Here is an 18766-nt window from a genome sequence, read left to right as displayed (position 1 = left end):
GTTTTGTAATAGCAAACAACGTTTCACTAATAACATAAAGAAGTGCCATGTGTAATACGACTGAAAGTAGTAGATTAATAAGAAGGATAATTAGTAGAATAGATGAAAAGATATATTTTAAGCGCTTACAATCATTAAATCACCTATTCTTGGGGTTTTCAACCAGTATTTTCTTCTTATCAACAAAAAAATGTCCGTTCTTTTGAAAAAAAGTTTCTTTTAGTACTTGCCTATCATAAAAGGATTAGAATATAATGTAAGCGAATTCATTTTTACATAAGTCATCAGATGACCTTATCATCGTAGTTTTAATGGTTTCGTTTTACTAAATTTATAGTTCACTAATTTGAAAATGAGGTGTTAGTTATGACATGGACACAGCAGTTCACTCCTGTAGGAAACAGCGTCATTTGGTCTTCATTAATCGCTTTGATTCCTATTCTTTACTTCTTTTGGGCTCTGGCTATTAAACGAATGAAAGGTTATATGGCTGGAGTTACAACTTTACTGGTCGCACTTGCTGTTGCAATACTTGCTTATAAAATGCCGGCTAGCATGGCTTTTATGTCAGCCAGTCAAGGAGCCGTATACGGTATACTGCCGATTGGATGGATTATCATTACGTCCGTTTTTCTTTACAAACTAACCGTAAAAACCGGTCAGTTTGATATTATTCGTACCTCTGTCGTATCTATTACAGAAGATCGCAGACTTCAAGCTTTGTTGGTTGCTTTTTCGTTTGGGGCTTTTCTTGAAGGGGCCGCTGGTTTCGGCGCACCTGTTGCTATTTCAGCAGCTCTGCTGGTAGGTTTAGGATTTAATCCACTATATGCCGCTGGCTTATGTTTATTAGCAAACACAGCACCCGTTGCTTTTGGTGCAATCGGTATTCCTATCACGGCTATGGAAGGTCCTACTGGAGTAGCGGCAATGGAAATCTCTAAAATGGTAGGCCGCCAGCTTCCTTTTATTTCTGTATTTATTCCGCTGTATTTGGTTTTTGTAATGGCAGGATTTAAGAAAACATTAGAAGTACTCCCTGCTATTCTAGTATCCGGCGTCTCTTTTGCCCTTACCCAGTTTGTCAGCTCTAACTTTTTAGGACCTGAACTTCCCGATATTTTATCGGCACTCGTTTCACTTTTTGCACTCGCTATTTTCTTGAAATTCTGGAAACCGAAAACAACGTTTCGCTTTCAATCTGAAAAAGCAGCACATGAAGTAGCTTCCGCTTCAGCTGAGCCAAGAGAAACTCAAGATCAACCCGCATTCACGGGGGCTCAAATTGCAAAGGCGTGGTCACCTTTTTTAATTTTAACGATCTTTATTTCTATATGGGGAATTCCTCAAATTAAAACCGCTTTGACAGGACATTATGAAGGAGCTNGCAGCACATGAAGTAGCTTCCGCTTCAGCTGAGCCAAGAGAAACTCAAGATCAACCCGCATTCACGGGGGCTCAAATTGCAAAGGCGTGGTCACCTTTTTTAATTTTAACGATCTTTATTTCTATATGGGGAATTCCTCAAATTAAAACCGCTTTGACAGGACATTATGAAGGAGCTAACGCTTTTTTGAGCGCTATCAATTCCATCGGACATTATTTAACGTTTATGCCAGAAGTACCTTGGTTAAATAATTTAATTTTAAATGGAAGTGGAGAACCGATTGCGGCAGTGTATAAGTTAGAATTACTAGGCGCTGCGGGCACAGCTATCCTGTTGTCTGCTGTTGTCACAAAATTTATCGTCAACATCTCTTGGAAAGACTGGTTCATTACGTTTAACGAGACGTGCAAAGAATTAGCGCTGCCACTGCTTACCATTATGTCCGTTGTGGCATTTGCTTACGTGACAAATGCGTCTGGAATGAGTACAACCTTAGGACTGCTGTTAGCTAAAACAGGCGCGTTATTTCCCTTTTTCTCTCCTGTACTCGGCTGGCTCGGTGTTTTTATTACAGGATCAGATACTTCAGCCAACTTATTATTCGGCAACTTGCAAAAAATCACGGCTACGTCTATTGGAATGGACCCGCTTCTTGCGCTTGCAGCAAACTCTTCTGGTGGAGTAACCGGTAAAATGATTTCACCGCAGTCCATCGCCGTTGCCTGTGCTGCGGTTGGGTTGGCGGGAAAAGAGTCCGATTTGTTTCGTTTCACGGTGAAGCACAGCTTATTTTTACTGCTGATTGTCTGCGTATTAACATTTTTACAATCTAATGTATTATCGTGGATGATTCCTTAAACAAAAAAGCTTCCGTATCTAGAGGTACCCCTCTGAACGGAAGCTTTTTTTCTTTTATTTAAGATCGATTAATGGCATATACAACAAATAAAACTATATCTAGCAAAATCATCACAACACCAACAAGCAGCCAGATGTTTCCTTGAGTCTTTTTCTCTCCTTCTTGCATTTCAAACGCTCGAATAGCAAATACAATTCCAAGGGTAAACACAAGAAAAAACAGCTGACGGCAATCGAAAAACGACAGTACAACAAAAATTAAAGTGAAAAACACCATAATCATTTCTAAAATCCGATAAGGCTGCTTTTGACATGCTAATAATAGTTTCATTTCTTGACCTACTTTCATCCCGTTTTTAATAGCGTTATTTTACTATTAATTTTAAATGAGATGTTAGTGTTTCGAGCACTGTTCACTGTTTTGTAACAAAAAAGCGTACGTTAGTTAAACGCACGCTTCTTTTTTATTCATTTACATTTGGATTCATTGGATTATCAATCCCTGTTTTATCTTGAATTTTTTTATAGATAAAATACGTGTAGACAGCAATTAAAATGGAGAATACCCACGTAACGGCCTGACGGAATACAATCATGTTCCCGTACCCTTCTACTCCGTACTTTTGAATCAATACGTATTTTACAATTGCTAAAAATACGTAGCGACCTGCGAACAGTACTGTAAGCCAGTTCATCATTTTGAATAAATCAGGCTGGTGGAAGAGTTTTAGAGAGTCTTCTCGCTTATAGCCCATTAAGTAAGCCGTATCTACAAAAAAGTACAAACCAATTGGCTTTTTTATCACAATGGTAAAAAGGACAACTACAGCCAGTCCAATCATAAAGTATACTTGATTGTTTAACATCGTTGCTGCGTTTCCTGAAATTAAATCAATAATGGTACGTGCCAGCAGCGTAATGACAATAAACAATCCTGTTACGTTAAACTGGCGATCTTTAATAAATGTATAAATGGTATACACAAACGCTGGTGCTGTTGAAAGCAAAATGGCATAGTAATCACCAATAATGTCTTTTCCTTGGTTCCATATTAGGTAAGGAATAGCGATATAAAAAAGTAAATCAAACCATACTCGTTTTGTATTGTTCATATATAACTCCTTTAAAAACGTTGTTCCTGCTATTATATGGGATACTACGCAAGAAAAAAAGGCTTTTACCTGGAATGTTATGAAATTTTAATCATTTGATGTTTAGATCCAGAGCGACAGGGAAAACGATTTCTAGAAAGACTTCAAGAATCATAAACATCCAAACACTTGAGCAGCAATACATGTGCCACAAGTGAAAAATGCTGAAAGGATTGATTCATTATCGCACTTCACCTAACGTACACGTCAGAAATGGAAAAGGCCATGCAGCTTTCTCACGGCGTGGGGTATGCTGAATATAGCCGTAAACTAGACAAACGTCTACAGGTGGAAAAAGAACGAGAAAAAGATTATCAGGCTAGCAAAGATATACTGCGTGATATTAACCAGCATCGATAATAAAAAGCCGCTTGCTACCAAGAGTAGCAAGCGGCTTTTTATTTACAAATGAACCAAATTTATACATAATAAGGAAGTGCGTGTATCAAAGAAAGGAACTTGCTTATTATGATAGAAAAATTACTTATTATTTGTGTATTTGTAGGAATTATTCACATGATTGAAACACTAGCCTACTCTGTGAGACTTGCGGGCTTGAAAACTCGGAAGCTAGTCGTGGCTCTATCTCTTTTTAATATCATTGTCATTGTTTCAAGAACAGCTAATATGGTGCAAGCTCCGCTGACCGGCAAATTAGGAGATGCGGTTCAGTCTAAAGAAGATTTGCCCGTTCTGCTTCATCAGCTTCAAACTATCTTGCTCGCGGCCTCTATTGGGACAATCGCAGGTGCTCTTTTAATTCCTAGCTTTGTATCAATCTTCTCTCGAATGATTTCACACTTAGAAGTAGCGGGATCTGTACCCAAAATGATGAAAAATATTGCTTCCATACATACGCTTGAGAAAGCAAAAAAACACGTGAAGCGTCCTAGGTGGATTATGCTGTCTCAGCTGCGAATAGGCGGAGTGCCCAAGCGGTTGCTTCTTTTGAATTTAATGGCTACGACCATTTATACAGTAGGTGTTCTTTCCACTCTTTATGCTTCTACGCTCGAGCCTACTCTTTCTAAATCAATTCTGATGTCGTCTGGCCTTATTAACGGACTAGCGATGATTACCCTTGCTGTGTTTGTAGATCCGCAAGTAGCCATTTTAACTGAAAAGGTAATGAAAGGTGAATCCACTAAGCAATCTATGAACAAAATGGTTGGTACACTCGTCATCTCTCGTTTGTGCGGGACAGTGTGTGCCCAGATTCTCTTAGTCCCCGCTGCTCTTTATATTGCATGGATTTGCAAATTAATCCCTTAGAAAAAAGACTTCGTTAAAGAAGTCTTTTTATACATATTCCACTTTTTTGTATCTATGAACAGCAGCAATTAAAAGAAAAAAACTGCTCATTAACGTAACAACTACGGTATAGGTGAAACTTTGTGACCAGTGCAATTGTTCAAGCAGACGAGCGGCGTATTGTGACAGTGCTGCAGGACTCCACTTTAATTGATTCGTAAACAAAGTACTCAAAAATGAAAGTAACGCAATGATCAAAATGCTTACTCCAGCAATCCCTCCGCTTTGTAAAAGGAATGTTCCAGCTGCCACTAAAACGGACAAGATAAAAATCAGCCACAGACTGTATAAAAGAAAGCTAACTAGCATATGAGTCCAATCCACATATGAAAATAAAAGATTTGTATAATACCATGCTGCTATATAGCTTATAAACGTTGAGCCAATGACCAGTACGATTTGCGCAGCCCATTTACTCATAATGTATTGAATGATGCTCACCGGTCTCATCATAACAAGTACAGCAGCATGATTTTGTCGTTCATTTGAAATCATATTCATGCTTGCTAGTACAATCAGTAAGGTTCCTATTGTGCTATATTGTGAAAGGACACCTTGCATTACTTCTTGACCGGTGGGCGTAGGAAGTTGAATAATTGCTCCTTTTGGTAAATTCCCTGCCATGTTAATGATTTGTGGCATATAATAATTCGTTAAAGGCTGTGTGATGCCTAGTAAAATTAGAGAAATTGGCAGCCAAATTCCTTTGCCGTTCGCAAATAATTCATGCAGTTCCTTTTTAAATAAGACTCCAAATGTGTTCATTTGTTCATCACCTCTAGATACACATCTTCGAGAGAATGCTGTTTTCGTTCAAATAAAACAAGGTTTGCTTGTTGATCAACAAGCAGTTGAAGCAGTTGCTGCTGCTGAGATGTATCTTTTACACCTACAGTGGCTTTATAAGGAGAATGAAACAGCACCTGTTCACTTGGCAGACTGCTAAGTGATGCAGGGAGCCTTTCTTCTGTTTCAATCGTAAAAGCAGGAGCCGTAAACTCTTGGCGCAGCGAACTCTTTGTTCCATTCCATTTCATACGTCCGTTTTTAATCATGATAATGTTATCGCATATTTGTTCTGCATCATGCAAAATGTGAGTTGAAAAAAGGATGGTCGTATCTTTTTTTAATGTTTCGATAATCATTAGGACATCTTTTCTGCCTTCAGGATCCAAAGCCGAAACCGGTTCATCTAGAATTAGCAGTTCAGGTTTATGTAACAAGGCTTGCGCCAAGCCCAAACGTTGTTTCATTCCTCCAGAAAAGCCAGCAATTTTCTGCTTTTCCTTTCCTTTTAAACCTACAGTTTCAAGTACTTCATCTATTCGTTGGGAAAGCACATTTTTTGAAATGTTAGATAAAAGACCTAAAAAAGTTAAATACTGCTGAGGCGTCATCCAATTAAAAAACGTAGGATGCTGTGGCAGAAAGCCAATAAATGATCGTACGTCTTGATGTTGTTTATCTTCAAAAGAAATTTTCCCTTTATTAGGTGCAGTAAGACCTGCAATCATATGCAAAGTAGTCGTCTTACCTGCACCATTAGGGCCTAACAACGCTGCACATTTTCCTTTGTCGAGATTAAATGAAAGGTTATTCACAACAGTTATATTACGATACGCTTTTGTCAGTCTTTCTACTTGCATAAACATCTTAGCTCCACCTCACTGTTTTTTACGTCCTAAAACAAAATATAAAACGGGGCCAACTGTACTTACACATAAAATGATGAGTCCCCATAACCATTTTGGCCCGTTTGTCTCTTCTTGCTTTATGCAGCTTATCAATGCTGGAATCATTAAAAGCAATTGTAAGAATAGAATTGGAGCAATTAACAACCAATTAATGTCCTTCATTTACATCCCCCTTTTTCTTCGTGCTGGAAGCCAAATAATAAAAAACCAATAAAACAGCGTTGGCATTGGAATTTGAATCAGTCCCCATATTCCCCAAAACCATGGATGAGCGCCGCGTTTTTTTGCATTGATAAAAAGTAGAAAGCTTTGAAGAAGGAGAAATGGTGAAATAAACAGCACAAGAATCCATTTTTCATTCATTATAAAAACATCTCCTTTTTTCGTTTATAGTGAAAAACGATAAAAGAAATAGGAGCAACAATGATCCCAATTACTTCAATGGCGATAAATAAGGCAGGTATTTGTAAAATAGCAGTTGCCATTACCGTTAAAATAACAAGTGCTGTTAATGTAAATAAGCATAACTCTTTCCGGAAAGCTTTTTTCTGCTTTTGTTTTTGAATGAGAAGCTGTTCTTGAATTGCATGAAGAGAAATACGTTCATGACTTGCTAAACTCTCTAGCTGCTCCCAATCTTTTTTTAAAGAATGTAAGGACTGATTGTCATTTTCTTCTCTCATTCTTTCCACTCCTTTCTCAGTATGTTTACTCCTTTATTTACTCTTGATTTGACCGTTCCTGCTCGCATATTCAGCATATGGGCAATCTCATCGTATGTATATCCGTAATAATGTCGAAGCAAGACAGGAATTCGAAAGCGCGAATCGAGTTCATTAAAATCGGAAAACATCTCGCTCCATTCCACTCCTTTGTATTTAGCTTTCCACTGAAGCTGGTGCGATAAAGACTGCTTTATTCGCTGGAGACTGCTTTTTTCACGTTTTTGCTTACGCAAATAATCCATGTACAGTCTTGAAGCAATGGATATCATCCAAGTCGAAAACTTTGCTTCATTTTTGTATGAAGAAAGATTCACGTAACACTTCATCATTGCTTCCTGACACAATTCACTGCATAAGTCCTCATCTAATGTCAGCTTTAAAAGGTATTTATATAAAAATGAATGATAGCGCTGAAATAATAATGAAAAGGCATCATCATCACCTTGTAATGCTTTTTGGACAAGGATGAAATCATCTTGTTCCAAAGCGGTCACCCCTCCTTTTTGTTTCATCACCTATATGACGCTTTAGCGATTGAAATCGTTCATTTTTTATATAAAAAAAACGCCCCGCAGGACGTTTTTATTTAGTACGAAGCATTTTTAATCCTTCTTCATCTTCTTCTAATGAATAGACTTCATCGTTTTTAGCGAATAAAACACCGTGGAAGATTTGAAGATCATCATCACAGGCCTCGCAAAATTCCTTTTCGCCTTCGTTCCAAAAGCTAAAGAGCGCTAGTTCATCACTTCGCACGCTCGCGTATTTTTGATGAAATTCATAAATCATCATCGCGTAGTAGCGAAGCGCTTCTTCTTTTTTTTCAAATTCAATGGTTTCAATAATATCTTTTTCCCAGCCTTCTAAAAACAGCCAAGGTTCACAATCACTTTTTATTTTATGAACTCTCCATTTATCTGTCATAATTGAACATCTCCTTACGTACAGCTTACTTCTAAAAATTCTCTTTTCCTTATTATTCAGCAAAAATAACTTTGAATCAAGTAAAACGGAAAAAAACGCCTATTTTCAGGAAATAGACGCCAACAAGGTAGCTTAATCTGAACTTCTTTTTTATATTAATAATAGCTCCTTAAACTATAAGGAACTAAATTACCCGTATAGTACTGGGTAACGGGAGGAAAAACGCCCGCTGAAGGCGTAATTTTTCCCCACCAATATGGTTTTTTCCCCCATCAGTTGTCCATTGCTCCATCAGGTGACACGACAAATCCAATTGGACGTGCAAATGAAGGCATAAAATGCGGATAAAACGAATACTGAAAAGGCGTGTAGAAAGAAGAGTAAAATATCTCTTTCCTTAGCCGTTTCCAAAGCCGGTTTGGTCAGAACCATCCGGATCGAGCGTATTTGTATTAGAAAGTCCCGAATTTGTATTTACACAAATTCCTGTATTTGAAGAGCCCGAACCTTGTGCAGTTTTACTGTTACTTTTTGGAGAAACATAGTACGTGTCGCCAAACGTAACGACTCCTCCTGTAACGTTTGGAATCACTACATGATTAATAACAATCGGCATTATCCTCACCCTTTTTATTTTCATCGTGATGTAATATATGAACGATTTATCAAAAGGGTTATAAATTAATGGATATAAATAAAAAATCCCCCTGCAGAATGGGGTATTTTTACGCTTTTACCTCTTTTTTAGAATGACTTAATTCATCTCTTAGAATATCAAAATCTCGTTCTGCTACTTCTTCAATTTTAGTATACAATTCCTTCTCTGTTAGAAGTCCTTTTTCTTCAAGTAATTCGACAAGAGCCTTAAACTTTATTCTAGATAAAAGCATTTCGTTTACCGTGCTCTCTGTTGGCTGTTCATTTTTCACTTGTTCTTTTTCTTTAACAGGTTCTTGCTGCAGCTTTACCCTGAAAACAATATTTGTATGATCTGTAATTTCAGGTGACTGATAAAATGTGCTGTGCGAAATGTTTTTTAGTGTTAGCGTTTCTTTTGTCTCCATATTTGTTACTTCAAAATACGGATCCTCAAAAAATGCATCATATTTATCATAAGCTGCTTTGCCTACAACCGAAAAAGAAAAGTTTAGCCTTTTCAACTCTTCACCTGTATTCGCATCAGTAATCATTTTTTCTTCAAACATATCAACGTGAAAATTTACGTTATTAATCATTAGTTGTGTCAATTCAATCGCCTCCTTCTTTATTAATACGACATGGAGTGACACGTTCCCTGTTTTTTTATATAAAAAACATCTCCCAAAAATGGGGATGTTTTTCAAGGAGCTAGAAAAATGCTCTTTTTTAGCTCTACAATTCTTCTTCTGCTTTGTCATATTTGCGTTCGTGCGCCGTATCTTCTTCGTTATCACGAATGGTTTTTTGGAGCACAAAAGCAGACATCGTTAAGTATAATGTTCCAACGGCATAATAACCTTTTACCGGTAATGATGCATCTAAGGTATAAATTCCTATAAACATAGCTAATAGTGCTGTAATAAAAGCTGTCCATGCTAAAAATGTAAAAGCTGCTGTATTACGCTTTTTCATCGTATGACCTCCTCTTTTCCTTTTTCTGTTAAGCGTCGCTTTCATTTTACATTGTAAAATAATTGTTGTCATGGGTATTTATAGTCAGTTACCCTTTTAATCAGAACAAGAAACGGAAGAATTTGGGTCTTACATCTTATTTTTATCGTAAAGCTTTTTTTCGAAATGATTAGATATATGGAATTTCTCTTTAAAAGTATGTTCATTCGTTTTCATTAAGAGAAGCTCCAGGTAATTATTGCAATAAAAAAATCATCGCCGAGACGATGATTTTTTGTTTAGCCTTCAAAGTATTCTTTATAAAAACCGCCGACTTGGCCAGTGTTATCAACAACAAAATAAAACTCTTCTGTTTCGTTTTTCACATCATATGTTTTTCCTGCTGTTAAGACATTTTCAACCACGAATTTTTTTGCATCTGTATGTATGCATTTTACTTGTTTAATTGTTGGACGATCGTTCCATTCTAAATGAATCATGTATGTACACTCCTTTGTTTTCATTCAAGATTCATTTTATCTTACTTGAAGTAAAAAAGAAACGGAGCGAATTTAAAAATTAAAAAATTCGCTCATGCACTTTTTTTTTGGCAACTGTTGCTTGTACAAACTGTGCTGTTTGTGCAACAATTGTGTCTTTATCAAAATCCATCGACGCAACATGGTAAGAGTTTCGAAGCATGTGCTGTCTTTTTTCTGCTGATTGAATATGGTTTAAGATATAAGCTGAATTCTCAGGCGGTACTACGTTATCAACTGTTGATGTTAGTACTAAAGCCGGGCACGTTACATAAGATAAGCGTTCTTTCGTTTCATCCATTAAAGAAAGCAGCTCACGCATAGAACGCACTGGTACTTTATCATACGTAATTTCATGTACGTTTGGATCTTTAATATCAGGATGCTCTTCTTTTAAATAACGAGGCGTATGACGAGAACGATAAGGCTCCATTGAAGGAATGGACGTCATAGCCGGATTGATTGCAATAACTCCGTCAAGATCTAGTCCTTGACTCGCTGTATGAAAGGTAAGAGTGCCTCCCATGGACTGACCTAAGATAAATACATGACGGCATTCTTGCTTCAAACGCTGATACCCATTTAAAAAGTCTTGCTTCCATTCCTGGTACGTTGTTTGTTCAATATCATAGTAGTGAGTACCATGTCCCGTTAGTCGCAAACCGTACACAGTAAAACCTTTTTCAGCTAATTCTTTTCCGATATATTCCATACTTTGAGGAGTCCCCATAAATCCATGAGAAACAAGTATACCAATGTCGTTGCCTTTATAATAAAAAGATTCTGCGCCTTGAATTACGTCATAACGTTCCATTTTCTTCACCCTTTATCACAAATTTTCTGACTAAATGAACTATCTTTATAATACACCTATAATTCCTATAAGTCAACTGGGGTATTTATTTTTTACGATTCAAAAAGAACGAAGCAAGAATTATCTCTTGCTTCGTTCTTTTTGAATATGTGGAAATACTAGCTCAGCAAACGTATATGCTTCTTCTAGATGCGGGTAGCCTGATAAAATAAATGTATCTATTCCTAGCTCTTTGTACTCTTTTAAACGATCCGCTACAATTTCAGGACTTCCAACAAGAGCAGTTCCAGCACCTTCTCGTGCTAAGCCAATTCCCGCCCATAGATTCGGAGCAATCTCCAGTGCCCCTCGATCTTTTGTGCCGCTGTGCAAACTTGACTGTGTTTTTTGGGCAATGGAGTCAAATGACGCAAACTTATCTTGAAACGCTTTGATCGTATCATCATCAACATGTTTAATTAATTTATCTGCAGATTCCCACGCTTCGTCTTCCGATTCTCTTACAATAACGTGCAGGCGAATACCAAAGCGAATGTCCCTACCTTCGTTTGCAGCTTTTTCTTTCATCTCATCAATTTTTGTTTTAATCACTGCGGGCGGTTCTCCCCATAACAAATATACATCTGCATGCTTTGCTCCTACTTCTTTTCCTGCTGGAGAAGACCCGCCAAAGTACAGCGGAGGATACGGTTTTTGGACAGGAGGCGATGGAATGTACGCGCCTGTTACATCAACATGTTCTCCTTTGTAGTCGACTTTTTTTCCTTCCATTACATCTCGCCAAATCGTTAAAAATTCATCTGTTAACTCATAGCGTTTATCGTGGCTTAAATAGTTACCGTACGTTGCTTGCTCCACGGGATCTCCTCCCGTCACAATATTTAACATAAGTCGGCCGTTTGACATTTGATCGAATGTCGAAGCCATCCGTGCTGAAAGTGTTGGCGACATTACACCCGGGCGAAGTGCAATTAAAAACTTCAGTCGATTCGTAACGGAAGCAAGTGCCGACGCAATCACCCATGAATCTTCACAATTTGAACCAGTAGGCAACAAAGCGCCGTCATATCCTAGATAATCCAGTCCATGTGCGATTTGCTTTAAGTAGTGAATGTCGCTTGTTCTGCTTCCTTCGGTTGTGCCTAGATAATGTCCGTCGCCTGCTGTAGGGAAAAACCATAAGATGTTCATTTCTATTTCCTCCTAAATATTCTCGTATTCTATATAAAGCGTTTTCATGTTGTTTGTTCAATTCTTGTCCGCTAATTACAGAGATGCATTTTTATATTAGCGTATGTAATACTACTCTTTTTATTTATTAAATTAGTAAAATCATAATACCTCTTTAACCTATATGTCAAGTATGAATTAGGATAAAAAAACAAGAATTAAAAGTAATTCTTGTTTGCTCTATTTCCTCATACGTGAAGCCATCGCGTTAGCAAGGGTTGATTTTGTTGATATATTTTCAAACGATAAACCTAAATGAGAAGCGGTAATTGCGATTTCAGGACGTACCCCAGAGATAGTTGATTCTACACCTATTAATTTTAATGCATCAATCAGCTGGAAAATCTGATGAGCAACCATCGTATCAACAATAACTACTCCTGAAATATCAATATAAAGGTGATTCACTTGCTGTTCAGCGCAGCGAGTTAACGTATTTTCTAAAATTCGGCGCGCTCTTGCTGTGTCGATGTCCCCAACAAGCGGAAGAATCGCAATATGATCGCTTAGTGGAATAACTGGCGAACTCAGCTCATTAATCAGTTCTTTGTGTGCTTCAAGCAACCGCTTTGAATGCTGATGGTGCTCTTCTACAAATTTATAAACGGTGATATCAAACACGCGTACAATCAATTCGTTCCATTCATCTAGTTCTTCTTGCGTAATATCTTGCTCGCACTCTTCTACAAATTGATTTAAATACGTTAAATACTGTTTTCTAACTCGGAAAAATTCTCGAATAATATAATGAATAGGCGTTCTTACATGCTCTCCGTCTTCCGCAATCTTTAAAATCCACGTTTCAAATGAATCAAAAAATTCTTTTTCATTTTTTATAAATACATCGGCTATGTATAAATGAAATTCATTATTTTGATCTTTTAATACTGAAATGACTTCCGGATGAGTAGATGCATAAACCGATTCTGGGTCATTGTCTTCAATGCTTTCATACCATTCTTCCGTCAGTTGATCTGCATGTTTTAAAAAAAACATACGAAGTGCTTCATTTTTATTCAAAACGATTCCCCTTTCCATACGAGCTACTACTATCATTATAATTTAACTTTTTCACCCTTACTAGTTTTATAAAAAGAGAAGAAAGAAAATTATTTTTTAAAATACGTGTAGTTTATGATTTTATGCTACATTGAAAATAGCTATAAAAACACAAAGGAGTTTTTAAATGATACGAACGTTAGCTCTTAAGAACGATGACAAACTTGTGAAACATATACAATTAGATCAGATTCACGACCCCTCTATTCAGTACTATTGGATTGACTTTAACTGCCCTTCTGAAGAAGAAGCGCTGCTGCTTCAATCATCCTTTCACTTTCATCCGTTAGCGATTGAAGATTGCTTTCATTTTCTGCAGCGTCCAAAACTCGATTATTATGAAGGATACAGTTTTTTTGTCCTTCATTCGTTAAATCGTCAAACGTTAGAAGCTGAGGAAGTTGACCTTTTTATCGGCGAAAATTATATGGTTACTTTTCATTTTCACCCGTCAGCTGCAATTGATAAAGTATGGGAAAAGCTGCTTCATACACCTTCGATTCAAGAAAAAGGGATAAGCTATCTTGCGTATTCTGTGATGGATAAAGTGGTAGATGAATATTTCCCCACTGTATATCAGATTGAAGATGAGCTGAATGATATAGAAAACATAGATGCAAAAAAATCCATCTCTGTTTTAATGGAAGATGTATTCAAACTTCGAAGTGATTTGCTGAAAATCAGAAGAACCATTTTGCCTATGCGCGATTTATTGTACCGTGTTATAAATTCTGAACGCTTAGATGTTCATCCTGAACAAAAAAGGTATTTTAAAGATGTCTATGACCACTTATTAAAATTAGCCGATATGATTGAATCAAATCGGGAAATGACGTCTGATATGCGCGATAATTATCTTTCTCTTAATTCAAACCGGATGAATTCAATCATGATGACACTGACTGTTATTTCATCTATCTTTATTCCCCTTACCTTTATCGTTGGCGTATACGGAATGAATTTTGAAAATATGCCTGAGCTAAAGTGGCACTATGGCTATTTCTTTGTGCTTGGCTTCATGGGACTGATAACGCTTGGATTAATTCTATGGTTCAAGCGAAAAGGCTGGTTTAATACTGATAAAGAGTAGAAAGGTTGAGACATAACGAAATTAATCCAATGTAAAGACGAACAAATTGGGTAAGTGAGCTAGTGCTGTCAATTTCCGCGCAAGACTTCGTTTTCCGCGGGCGGCCGATGAGCCTCCTCGTTGCTTACGCTCCTGAGGGGTCTCACCTGTTCCGCTTTGCCCGCAGGAGTCTTCGCCTTGCCCTCCAATTAACAGCTATTACATACGGTAAATCTACGTTCACCATCATAATGAAAAAATCCGAACGAGTTGAATTCTCCGTTAAGAATCTCGATTGATTGTTTGGATCTTCCTTCAACGAAAATACGTCTGTCCCAGCTTCTTTTCTACGAGAAGATAACTAGTTATTTCCCGAAAATATCCATAAAATAACGTGCTTACGTTTCCTTTTTCTAAAAAGTTTCATAAGATAGTGAAAATAATGCTCAAAAAGGAGGCTGAAGTAGTGGATATTAAAGGCAAACACTTGCTAATGGATGCGTTCGAATGCGATGAAGTGATATTAAACGACCCCTCACTTTTAAGAAGAATTCTTGTTGAAGCTGCACTAGATGCAGAGATGGAAGTTTTGCACTGTTATTTTCACCAGTTTACGCCCCAAGGCATTACAGGCATTCTCGTATTAGCTACCTCTCACTTGTCTATTCATACGTGGCCGGAGGAAAACTACGCTTCATTAGATTTTTATACGTGCGGAGACAAAGAAATAATTGAAATTGGTTATGCGTTACTCAAGCAATTAGCTTCAAAAAAAGCTGTTGTGTATTCGATTTCTCGCGGAATTCAACACGCCGAAACTCCAACAAAAAATCGTCAGCATGCTGAAAGCACTCGTCTTCTCAATCGTGGAGATGACTCAGATCACGTTAGTCTAAAGCAACTCTTATCAGGCCAGCATGACATTTTGTTTCATCAAAAAAACCGTATTCAAGATATTCAGCTGATTAAAGCATCTGATATTCGAATGTATTTGGATGAACAGCTGCAATTTAGTTCATTGGATGAACATGCGTACCATGAAGCTCTTGTACACCCTATCTTTGCAGCTTCCTTACGTCCTCACCGCATTCTTATTCTAGGCGGTGGAGATGGTTTAGCTTTACGAGAAGTCCTTAAATATAAAGAAGTTAAAGAAATAGACCTTGTGGAAATAGATGCTGACGTTGTAAATGCTGCGATGAATGTAGAAGAATTAAAGAAGTTAAATCAACGCTCATTTGAAGATTCTCGTGTCACCGTTCATATTCAAGATGCTGTTGACTACCTCTCTTTGAATTCAGCGTGTTATGACATCATCATTATTGACTTTCCTGATCCTACCAACAAAAAAATAAGTACTCTTTATACAAAAGAATTTTACGCACTTCTCCAACGTTCACTATCGCGCAGCGGCTTGGTCGTATGTCAGTCAAATTCTCCTAGAGACACACCTATCGTTTTTTGGAGCATTAATAAGACGATGAAAGCTTCTCAGTTTTATACGTTGAGCTACCACACCATTATTCCTTCTTTTGGAGATTGGGGTTTTCACATCGGCTCGAAAACACCTTTGTCTGCCCCTATACTCTCTACTGATATTTTATATACTACGCTGCCATCAGACTTTACTAAGTTAATGCGTTTTTCTCCCCATTCTCTTTCTAAAAAACAGTTTGCAGTTGTGAACTCTGCTGAGCACTTGGTTCTGCATAAAATATTTAAAAAAGAAGGCTTATATTTGTAAAAAAGAAAGCTTGGCTTATACATTCCTTTTCTTTTGACATACTAAAACAGTCTCGTCACCACTGTGCAACAGAAAGGATTGTTATGAGAAAAATTTCGGTTTTTGTTATCTTAGTGCTAACTGTTATTTTCCCTTCCCCCGCTTTTAGCCAAGTGAAAGTGCCTGTCCTGATTTACCATTCTATTGATGCCTACACAGGCCATGGGGAAAAAGAACTGTATGTGACGCCTGAAAATTTTGAGAAACAACTTCTTTATCTTAAAAAGCAAGGATATACGCCGCTAACATTTGAAAAATGGCAGGAACTAAAGCGTGTGAAAAAACCTATATTTATTACATTTGACGATGGATATAAAAATAATCTTACTATCTTGCCTATTTTTCAAAGAGCAGCCAGCCCTCAATTTCATCCAGCGGCTACAATTTTTGTGATTTCAGATTTTATCGGCCGTCCCAACCGTTTGTCGCCAGCCGATTTAAAAAAATTTGTTGATTCAGGATTTTTTTCTATTCAGTCTCATACCGCTACTCATCCGGATTTAACTAAGACGAAAAATTTATCCTATGAGCTAGCTGATTCAAAACGAAAAATTGAAGCCATTACGAGCCAGCCCGTTATTGCTGTTGCTTACCCCTATGGAAAGGTCAATAGCCGCGTAGTGGAAGAAACAAAAAAAAATTATACATTTGGTCTTTCAACCATTCCAAAATTTTTTACTGAAAGCGGACAAAAGAATGAAAACTATCTTATTCCTCGTCTGTACGTCACGTATTCTACAACGATTGAAGATTTTGCTAAGCTATTAAAAGAAAGCTAAAAACCCTTTCCTTTTAAGGAAAGGGTTTTTAGAATTTTGTTATTTCCAGTCCTCGCTCTTGCTGCCATTCAGCATAAAAAACTTCGCTGTATTTTTTAATTTTCTTGATTGCAAGCTGTTTTTTTAACCATTTTTCATCTACGTTTGCTTCTTTCAAATTACCAGGCACTACTTTTCCATCCATGATTAAAGCAATAGGTAAATTGGTTTGAGAATAAGGGATGTTTAAATCATTTTTCGTTGGAGGGCCGAATTCGTGTTTAGGAGCGACGCTCACCTCTCCATTTGTTTCTAAAATGACGTATTCTGCTTCATACAGTGAAAAATACCCTTGCTGTCTCATTAGATGCTGAAGCTGATTCAAGTCCAAGTTGTTTTTCTTAAGCTCTTTATAAAGGATTTTCCCTTTATAAATAATCATTGAAGGCTTTCCTTCAAGAATTCCTCTAAACCCTGTAAAGGTTTGAGATAGCTTTGTCACTGCGTAGATCAGAAGCCCCCAAATCAAAACGCTATAAAGAATTTCAGTTAACTCTACTCCTTTTTCAAGAGCTGCATCCCCCACAATATTTCCCAGGACAAGCGTTGTAATAAAGTCAAACGGAGTGATTTGAGCAAACTGTGTCTTACCTAAAAGCTTCAGCATAATAAATAGCGCTAAAAATCCACATATCAGTTCAATCGCAATATCTTTATACATTGATACCCTTCCTCTATAGCAAGCATGTTATAGTATCAGTTTGTATCATATGTGAGAGTGATAAACCTGACTTTTGATTTTTCTTTTCTTCGTTCTCCAGTTATAGAACTTTTGATTAAACTTTTTTCTTATTTGCATAGGTTTCTAACGTTGCATATTGATTAAAAATGGATGCGGCTGCTTTTTTCCCTACATATCTAAGGTGCCATGGTTCGTATTTATAGCCGGTAACCTGCTCTTCACCTTCAGGGTATCGAATAATGAATCCGTATTGATAGGCATTTTTTGAAAGCCAATGAGCTTCTGGTGTATCAGCGAAGCAGTCTGCTGCAGCACACATTCCACTTCCTCCCGTGACATCGATTGCTAGTCCCGTTTCGTGTTCACTTGTTCCAGGGTAGGCGCTATAGGTGCGTGCTTGTTCTTCACCGTCTCGCTTTGCATAAAATGCAAAAAGCTCTTTTTGACGCTCGTGAGATCGATAACCAGATACACCAAGTAAGCTGATTCCCTCTTTTTCAGCATCTCGGAAAAGTTCTTCAAGCGCTTGTGCCGCAGGCTTTCTAAGCATTCGTTTTTCTATTTTTTCGTTGAAGATAAACGGAACGTCGGCATAGACTAAATCAGAAGGCTGATAGGATTCAGGAAGCTGATGCTTTTTATTAACTAAAGCCGTAACCGATTCTGGATTGGCTATTACCACTGTTTCGTCTACATTAGATTTCGTTAAAGATGAAGAAGCTGATGAGCTTTCTAGTTTTTGAGCCTGTCCATTTTTTGTGAATTCTCTGGCAGGCTTTGATGAAGAATTGCTTGTTCCGCACCCTGCTATCATCAGCGTAAAAGCTAAAGAACAAATAAATAAAAAGTATTTCATGATGTCTTACTCCTTTCAAACGGCTTTTGATGCGCTACAAAAGCCTATAAAGAAAGGATAAAATATAAATGTTTCTGTCTGTTATTCAGTTGTTTCAAACTTGTAAACACTCTTAAAAAAATTTAAGGTATAAAAAATAGAAATGAGGCTGAGACATAACGAAATGAACCCAACCCACAGACGAACAATCTGGATACACGATCTGGACTGCTTGCTCGAACGCTGTTGCTTTCCGTGCAAGGCTTCGCTTTCCGCGGGCGGCCGATGAGCCTCCTC

Annotated in this window: 23 protein-coding genes and 1 pseudogene; 6 read left to right on the top strand and 18 right to left on the bottom strand. The window is 37.5% G+C overall.

Annotated features, from left to right (window positions below; genetic code table 11):
* Positions 1-366 precede the first annotated feature (366 nt).
* Positions 367-2245: pseudogene (locus ACFX4N_RS31095) on the top strand (L-lactate permease).
* A gap of 58 nt (positions 2246-2303) precedes the next feature.
* On the opposite strand, the gene ACFX4N_RS00115 reads toward ACFX4N_RS31095, so the two are convergent.
* Both ACFX4N_RS00115 and ACFX4N_RS00110 read right to left on the bottom strand, forming a co-directional pair.
* Positions 2304-2576, bottom strand: coding sequence for a hypothetical protein (locus ACFX4N_RS00115; protein WP_244659683.1), 273 nt, complete (start codon positions 2574-2576; stop codon positions 2304-2306).
* Between the two features lie 133 nt (positions 2577-2709).
* Positions 2710-3357 (bottom strand): VC0807 family protein, encoded by a 648-nt coding sequence (locus ACFX4N_RS00110; protein WP_377260597.1) that lies wholly within the window; start codon positions 3355-3357, stop codon positions 2710-2712.
* 252 nt (positions 3358-3609) lie between these two features.
* Between ACFX4N_RS00110 and ACFX4N_RS00105 the strand changes: the two genes are divergently transcribed.
* On the top strand, positions 3610-3756 hold the full coding sequence (locus ACFX4N_RS00105; RefSeq protein ID WP_014459567.1) for a YuzK family famiily protein: 147 nt from the start codon (positions 3610-3612) through the stop codon (positions 3754-3756).
* Positions 3757-3864: 108 nt separating this feature from the next.
* Positions 3865-4668 carry a lipid II flippase Amj family protein gene (locus tag ACFX4N_RS00100; RefSeq protein WP_013057566.1) on the top strand — a complete coding sequence of 268 codons (804 nt, stop codon included), beginning with the start codon at positions 3865-3867 and terminating at the stop codon, positions 4666-4668.
* Positions 4669-4695: 27 nt separating this feature from the next.
* Here the strand turns inward: ACFX4N_RS00100 and ACFX4N_RS00095 are convergent, their stop codons facing one another.
* From ACFX4N_RS00095 to ACFX4N_RS00030, 14 genes are all read right to left on the bottom strand, one after another.
* The gene (locus ACFX4N_RS00095) at positions 4696-5472 is read right to left on the bottom strand and encodes an ABC transporter permease (protein WP_013057567.1); all 777 of its coding nucleotides are present in this window, start codon (positions 5470-5472) and stop codon (positions 4696-4698) included.
* Positions 5469-6359: an ABC transporter ATP-binding protein gene (locus ACFX4N_RS00090; RefSeq protein WP_013057568.1), complete on the bottom strand. Its 891-nt coding sequence runs from the start codon at positions 6357-6359 to the stop codon at positions 5469-5471. Before ACFX4N_RS00090 ends, ACFX4N_RS00095 begins: the two co-directional genes overlap by 4 nt.
* Positions 6360-6371: 12 nt before the next feature.
* Entirely contained in the window at positions 6372-6563 is a 192-nt protein-coding gene (locus ACFX4N_RS00085) for a PLD nuclease N-terminal domain-containing protein (protein ID WP_013057569.1), read from the bottom strand.
* Positions 6564-6764 (bottom strand): hypothetical protein, encoded by a 201-nt coding sequence (locus ACFX4N_RS00080; RefSeq protein WP_013057570.1) that lies wholly within the window; start codon positions 6762-6764, stop codon positions 6564-6566.
* Positions 6764-7084, bottom strand: a complete 321-nt coding sequence (locus ACFX4N_RS00075; RefSeq protein WP_013057571.1) for a YxlC family protein — start codon at positions 7082-7084, stop codon at positions 6764-6766. The genes ACFX4N_RS00080 and ACFX4N_RS00075 overlap by 1 nt, the downstream gene beginning before the upstream one ends.
* Positions 7081-7638: an RNA polymerase sigma factor SigY gene (gene sigY, locus ACFX4N_RS00070; protein ID WP_223260193.1), complete on the bottom strand. Its 558-nt coding sequence runs from the start codon at positions 7636-7638 to the stop codon at positions 7081-7083. The genes ACFX4N_RS00075 and sigY overlap by 4 nt, the downstream gene beginning before the upstream one ends.
* Positions 7639-7708: 70 nt before the next feature.
* The gene (locus tag ACFX4N_RS00065) at positions 7709-8050 is read right to left on the bottom strand and encodes a DUF1033 family protein (protein ID WP_013057574.1); all 342 of its coding nucleotides are present in this window, start codon (positions 8048-8050) and stop codon (positions 7709-7711) included.
* A gap of 397 nt (positions 8051-8447) precedes the next feature.
* Positions 8448-8666 (bottom strand): spore germination protein, encoded by a 219-nt coding sequence (locus ACFX4N_RS00060; protein ID WP_013057575.1) that lies wholly within the window; start codon positions 8664-8666, stop codon positions 8448-8450.
* A 109-nt stretch (positions 8667-8775) separates the two neighbouring features.
* Entirely contained in the window at positions 8776-9297 is a 522-nt protein-coding gene (locus ACFX4N_RS00055) for a hypothetical protein (RefSeq protein ID WP_013057576.1), read from the bottom strand.
* 124 nt (positions 9298-9421) lie between these two features.
* Complete coding sequence (locus ACFX4N_RS00050; RefSeq protein WP_013057577.1) at positions 9422-9661, bottom strand: YiaA/YiaB family inner membrane protein; 240 nt, start codon at positions 9659-9661, stop codon at positions 9422-9424.
* Between the two features lie 278 nt (positions 9662-9939).
* Positions 9940-10140, bottom strand: a complete 201-nt coding sequence (locus ACFX4N_RS00045; protein ID WP_013057578.1) for a DUF6501 family protein — start codon at positions 10138-10140, stop codon at positions 9940-9942.
* A gap of 79 nt (positions 10141-10219) precedes the next feature.
* Positions 10220-10993 (bottom strand): alpha/beta hydrolase, encoded by a 774-nt coding sequence (locus ACFX4N_RS00040; RefSeq protein WP_013057579.1) that lies wholly within the window; start codon positions 10991-10993, stop codon positions 10220-10222.
* A gap of 120 nt (positions 10994-11113) precedes the next feature.
* On the bottom strand, positions 11114-12184 hold the full coding sequence (gene ssuD / locus ACFX4N_RS00035; protein ID WP_013057580.1) for an FMNH2-dependent alkanesulfonate monooxygenase: 1071 nt from the start codon (positions 12182-12184) through the stop codon (positions 11114-11116).
* A gap of 219 nt (positions 12185-12403) precedes the next feature.
* Entirely contained in the window at positions 12404-13279 is an 876-nt protein-coding gene (locus ACFX4N_RS00030) for an STAS domain-containing protein (RefSeq protein ID WP_061859278.1), read from the bottom strand.
* Between the two features lie 130 nt (positions 13280-13409).
* Between ACFX4N_RS00030 and corA the strand changes: the two genes are divergently transcribed.
* The 3 genes from corA (at position 13410) to ACFX4N_RS00015 (ending at position 16913) form a co-directional block, all read left to right on the top strand.
* Positions 13410-14372 (top strand): magnesium/cobalt transporter CorA, encoded by a 963-nt coding sequence (gene corA, locus ACFX4N_RS00025; RefSeq protein WP_013057582.1) that lies wholly within the window; start codon positions 13410-13412, stop codon positions 14370-14372.
* Positions 14373-14817: 445 nt separating this feature from the next.
* Entirely contained in the window at positions 14818-16095 is a 1278-nt protein-coding gene (locus tag ACFX4N_RS00020; protein WP_063671911.1) for a polyamine aminopropyltransferase, read from the top strand.
* An 83-nt stretch (positions 16096-16178) separates the two neighbouring features.
* Positions 16179-16913 carry a polysaccharide deacetylase family protein gene (locus ACFX4N_RS00015; RefSeq protein WP_029322475.1) on the top strand — a complete coding sequence of 245 codons (735 nt, stop codon included), beginning with the start codon at positions 16179-16181 and terminating at the stop codon, positions 16911-16913.
* Positions 16914-16941: 28 nt separating this feature from the next.
* On the opposite strand, the gene ACFX4N_RS00010 is transcribed toward ACFX4N_RS00015, so the two are convergent.
* Both ACFX4N_RS00010 and ACFX4N_RS00005 read right to left on the bottom strand, forming a co-directional pair.
* Positions 16942-17613: a DUF421 domain-containing protein gene (locus ACFX4N_RS00010; protein ID WP_013057585.1), complete on the bottom strand. Its 672-nt coding sequence runs from the start codon at positions 17611-17613 to the stop codon at positions 16942-16944.
* A gap of 115 nt (positions 17614-17728) precedes the next feature.
* Positions 17729-18490, bottom strand: coding sequence for a M15 family metallopeptidase (locus ACFX4N_RS00005; RefSeq protein WP_013057586.1), 762 nt, complete (start codon positions 18488-18490; stop codon positions 17729-17731).
* Positions 18491-18766 lie beyond the last annotated feature (276 nt).

Origin of the sequence: Priestia sp. YIM B13551 (assembly GCF_042787905.1) — a bacterium.
Taxonomy (GTDB): domain Bacteria; phylum Bacillota; class Bacilli; order Bacillales; family Bacillaceae_H; genus Priestia.
The sequence above is the reverse complement of the archived record's forward strand: the minus strand, read 5'-3'. Positions and strand labels throughout refer to the sequence as shown.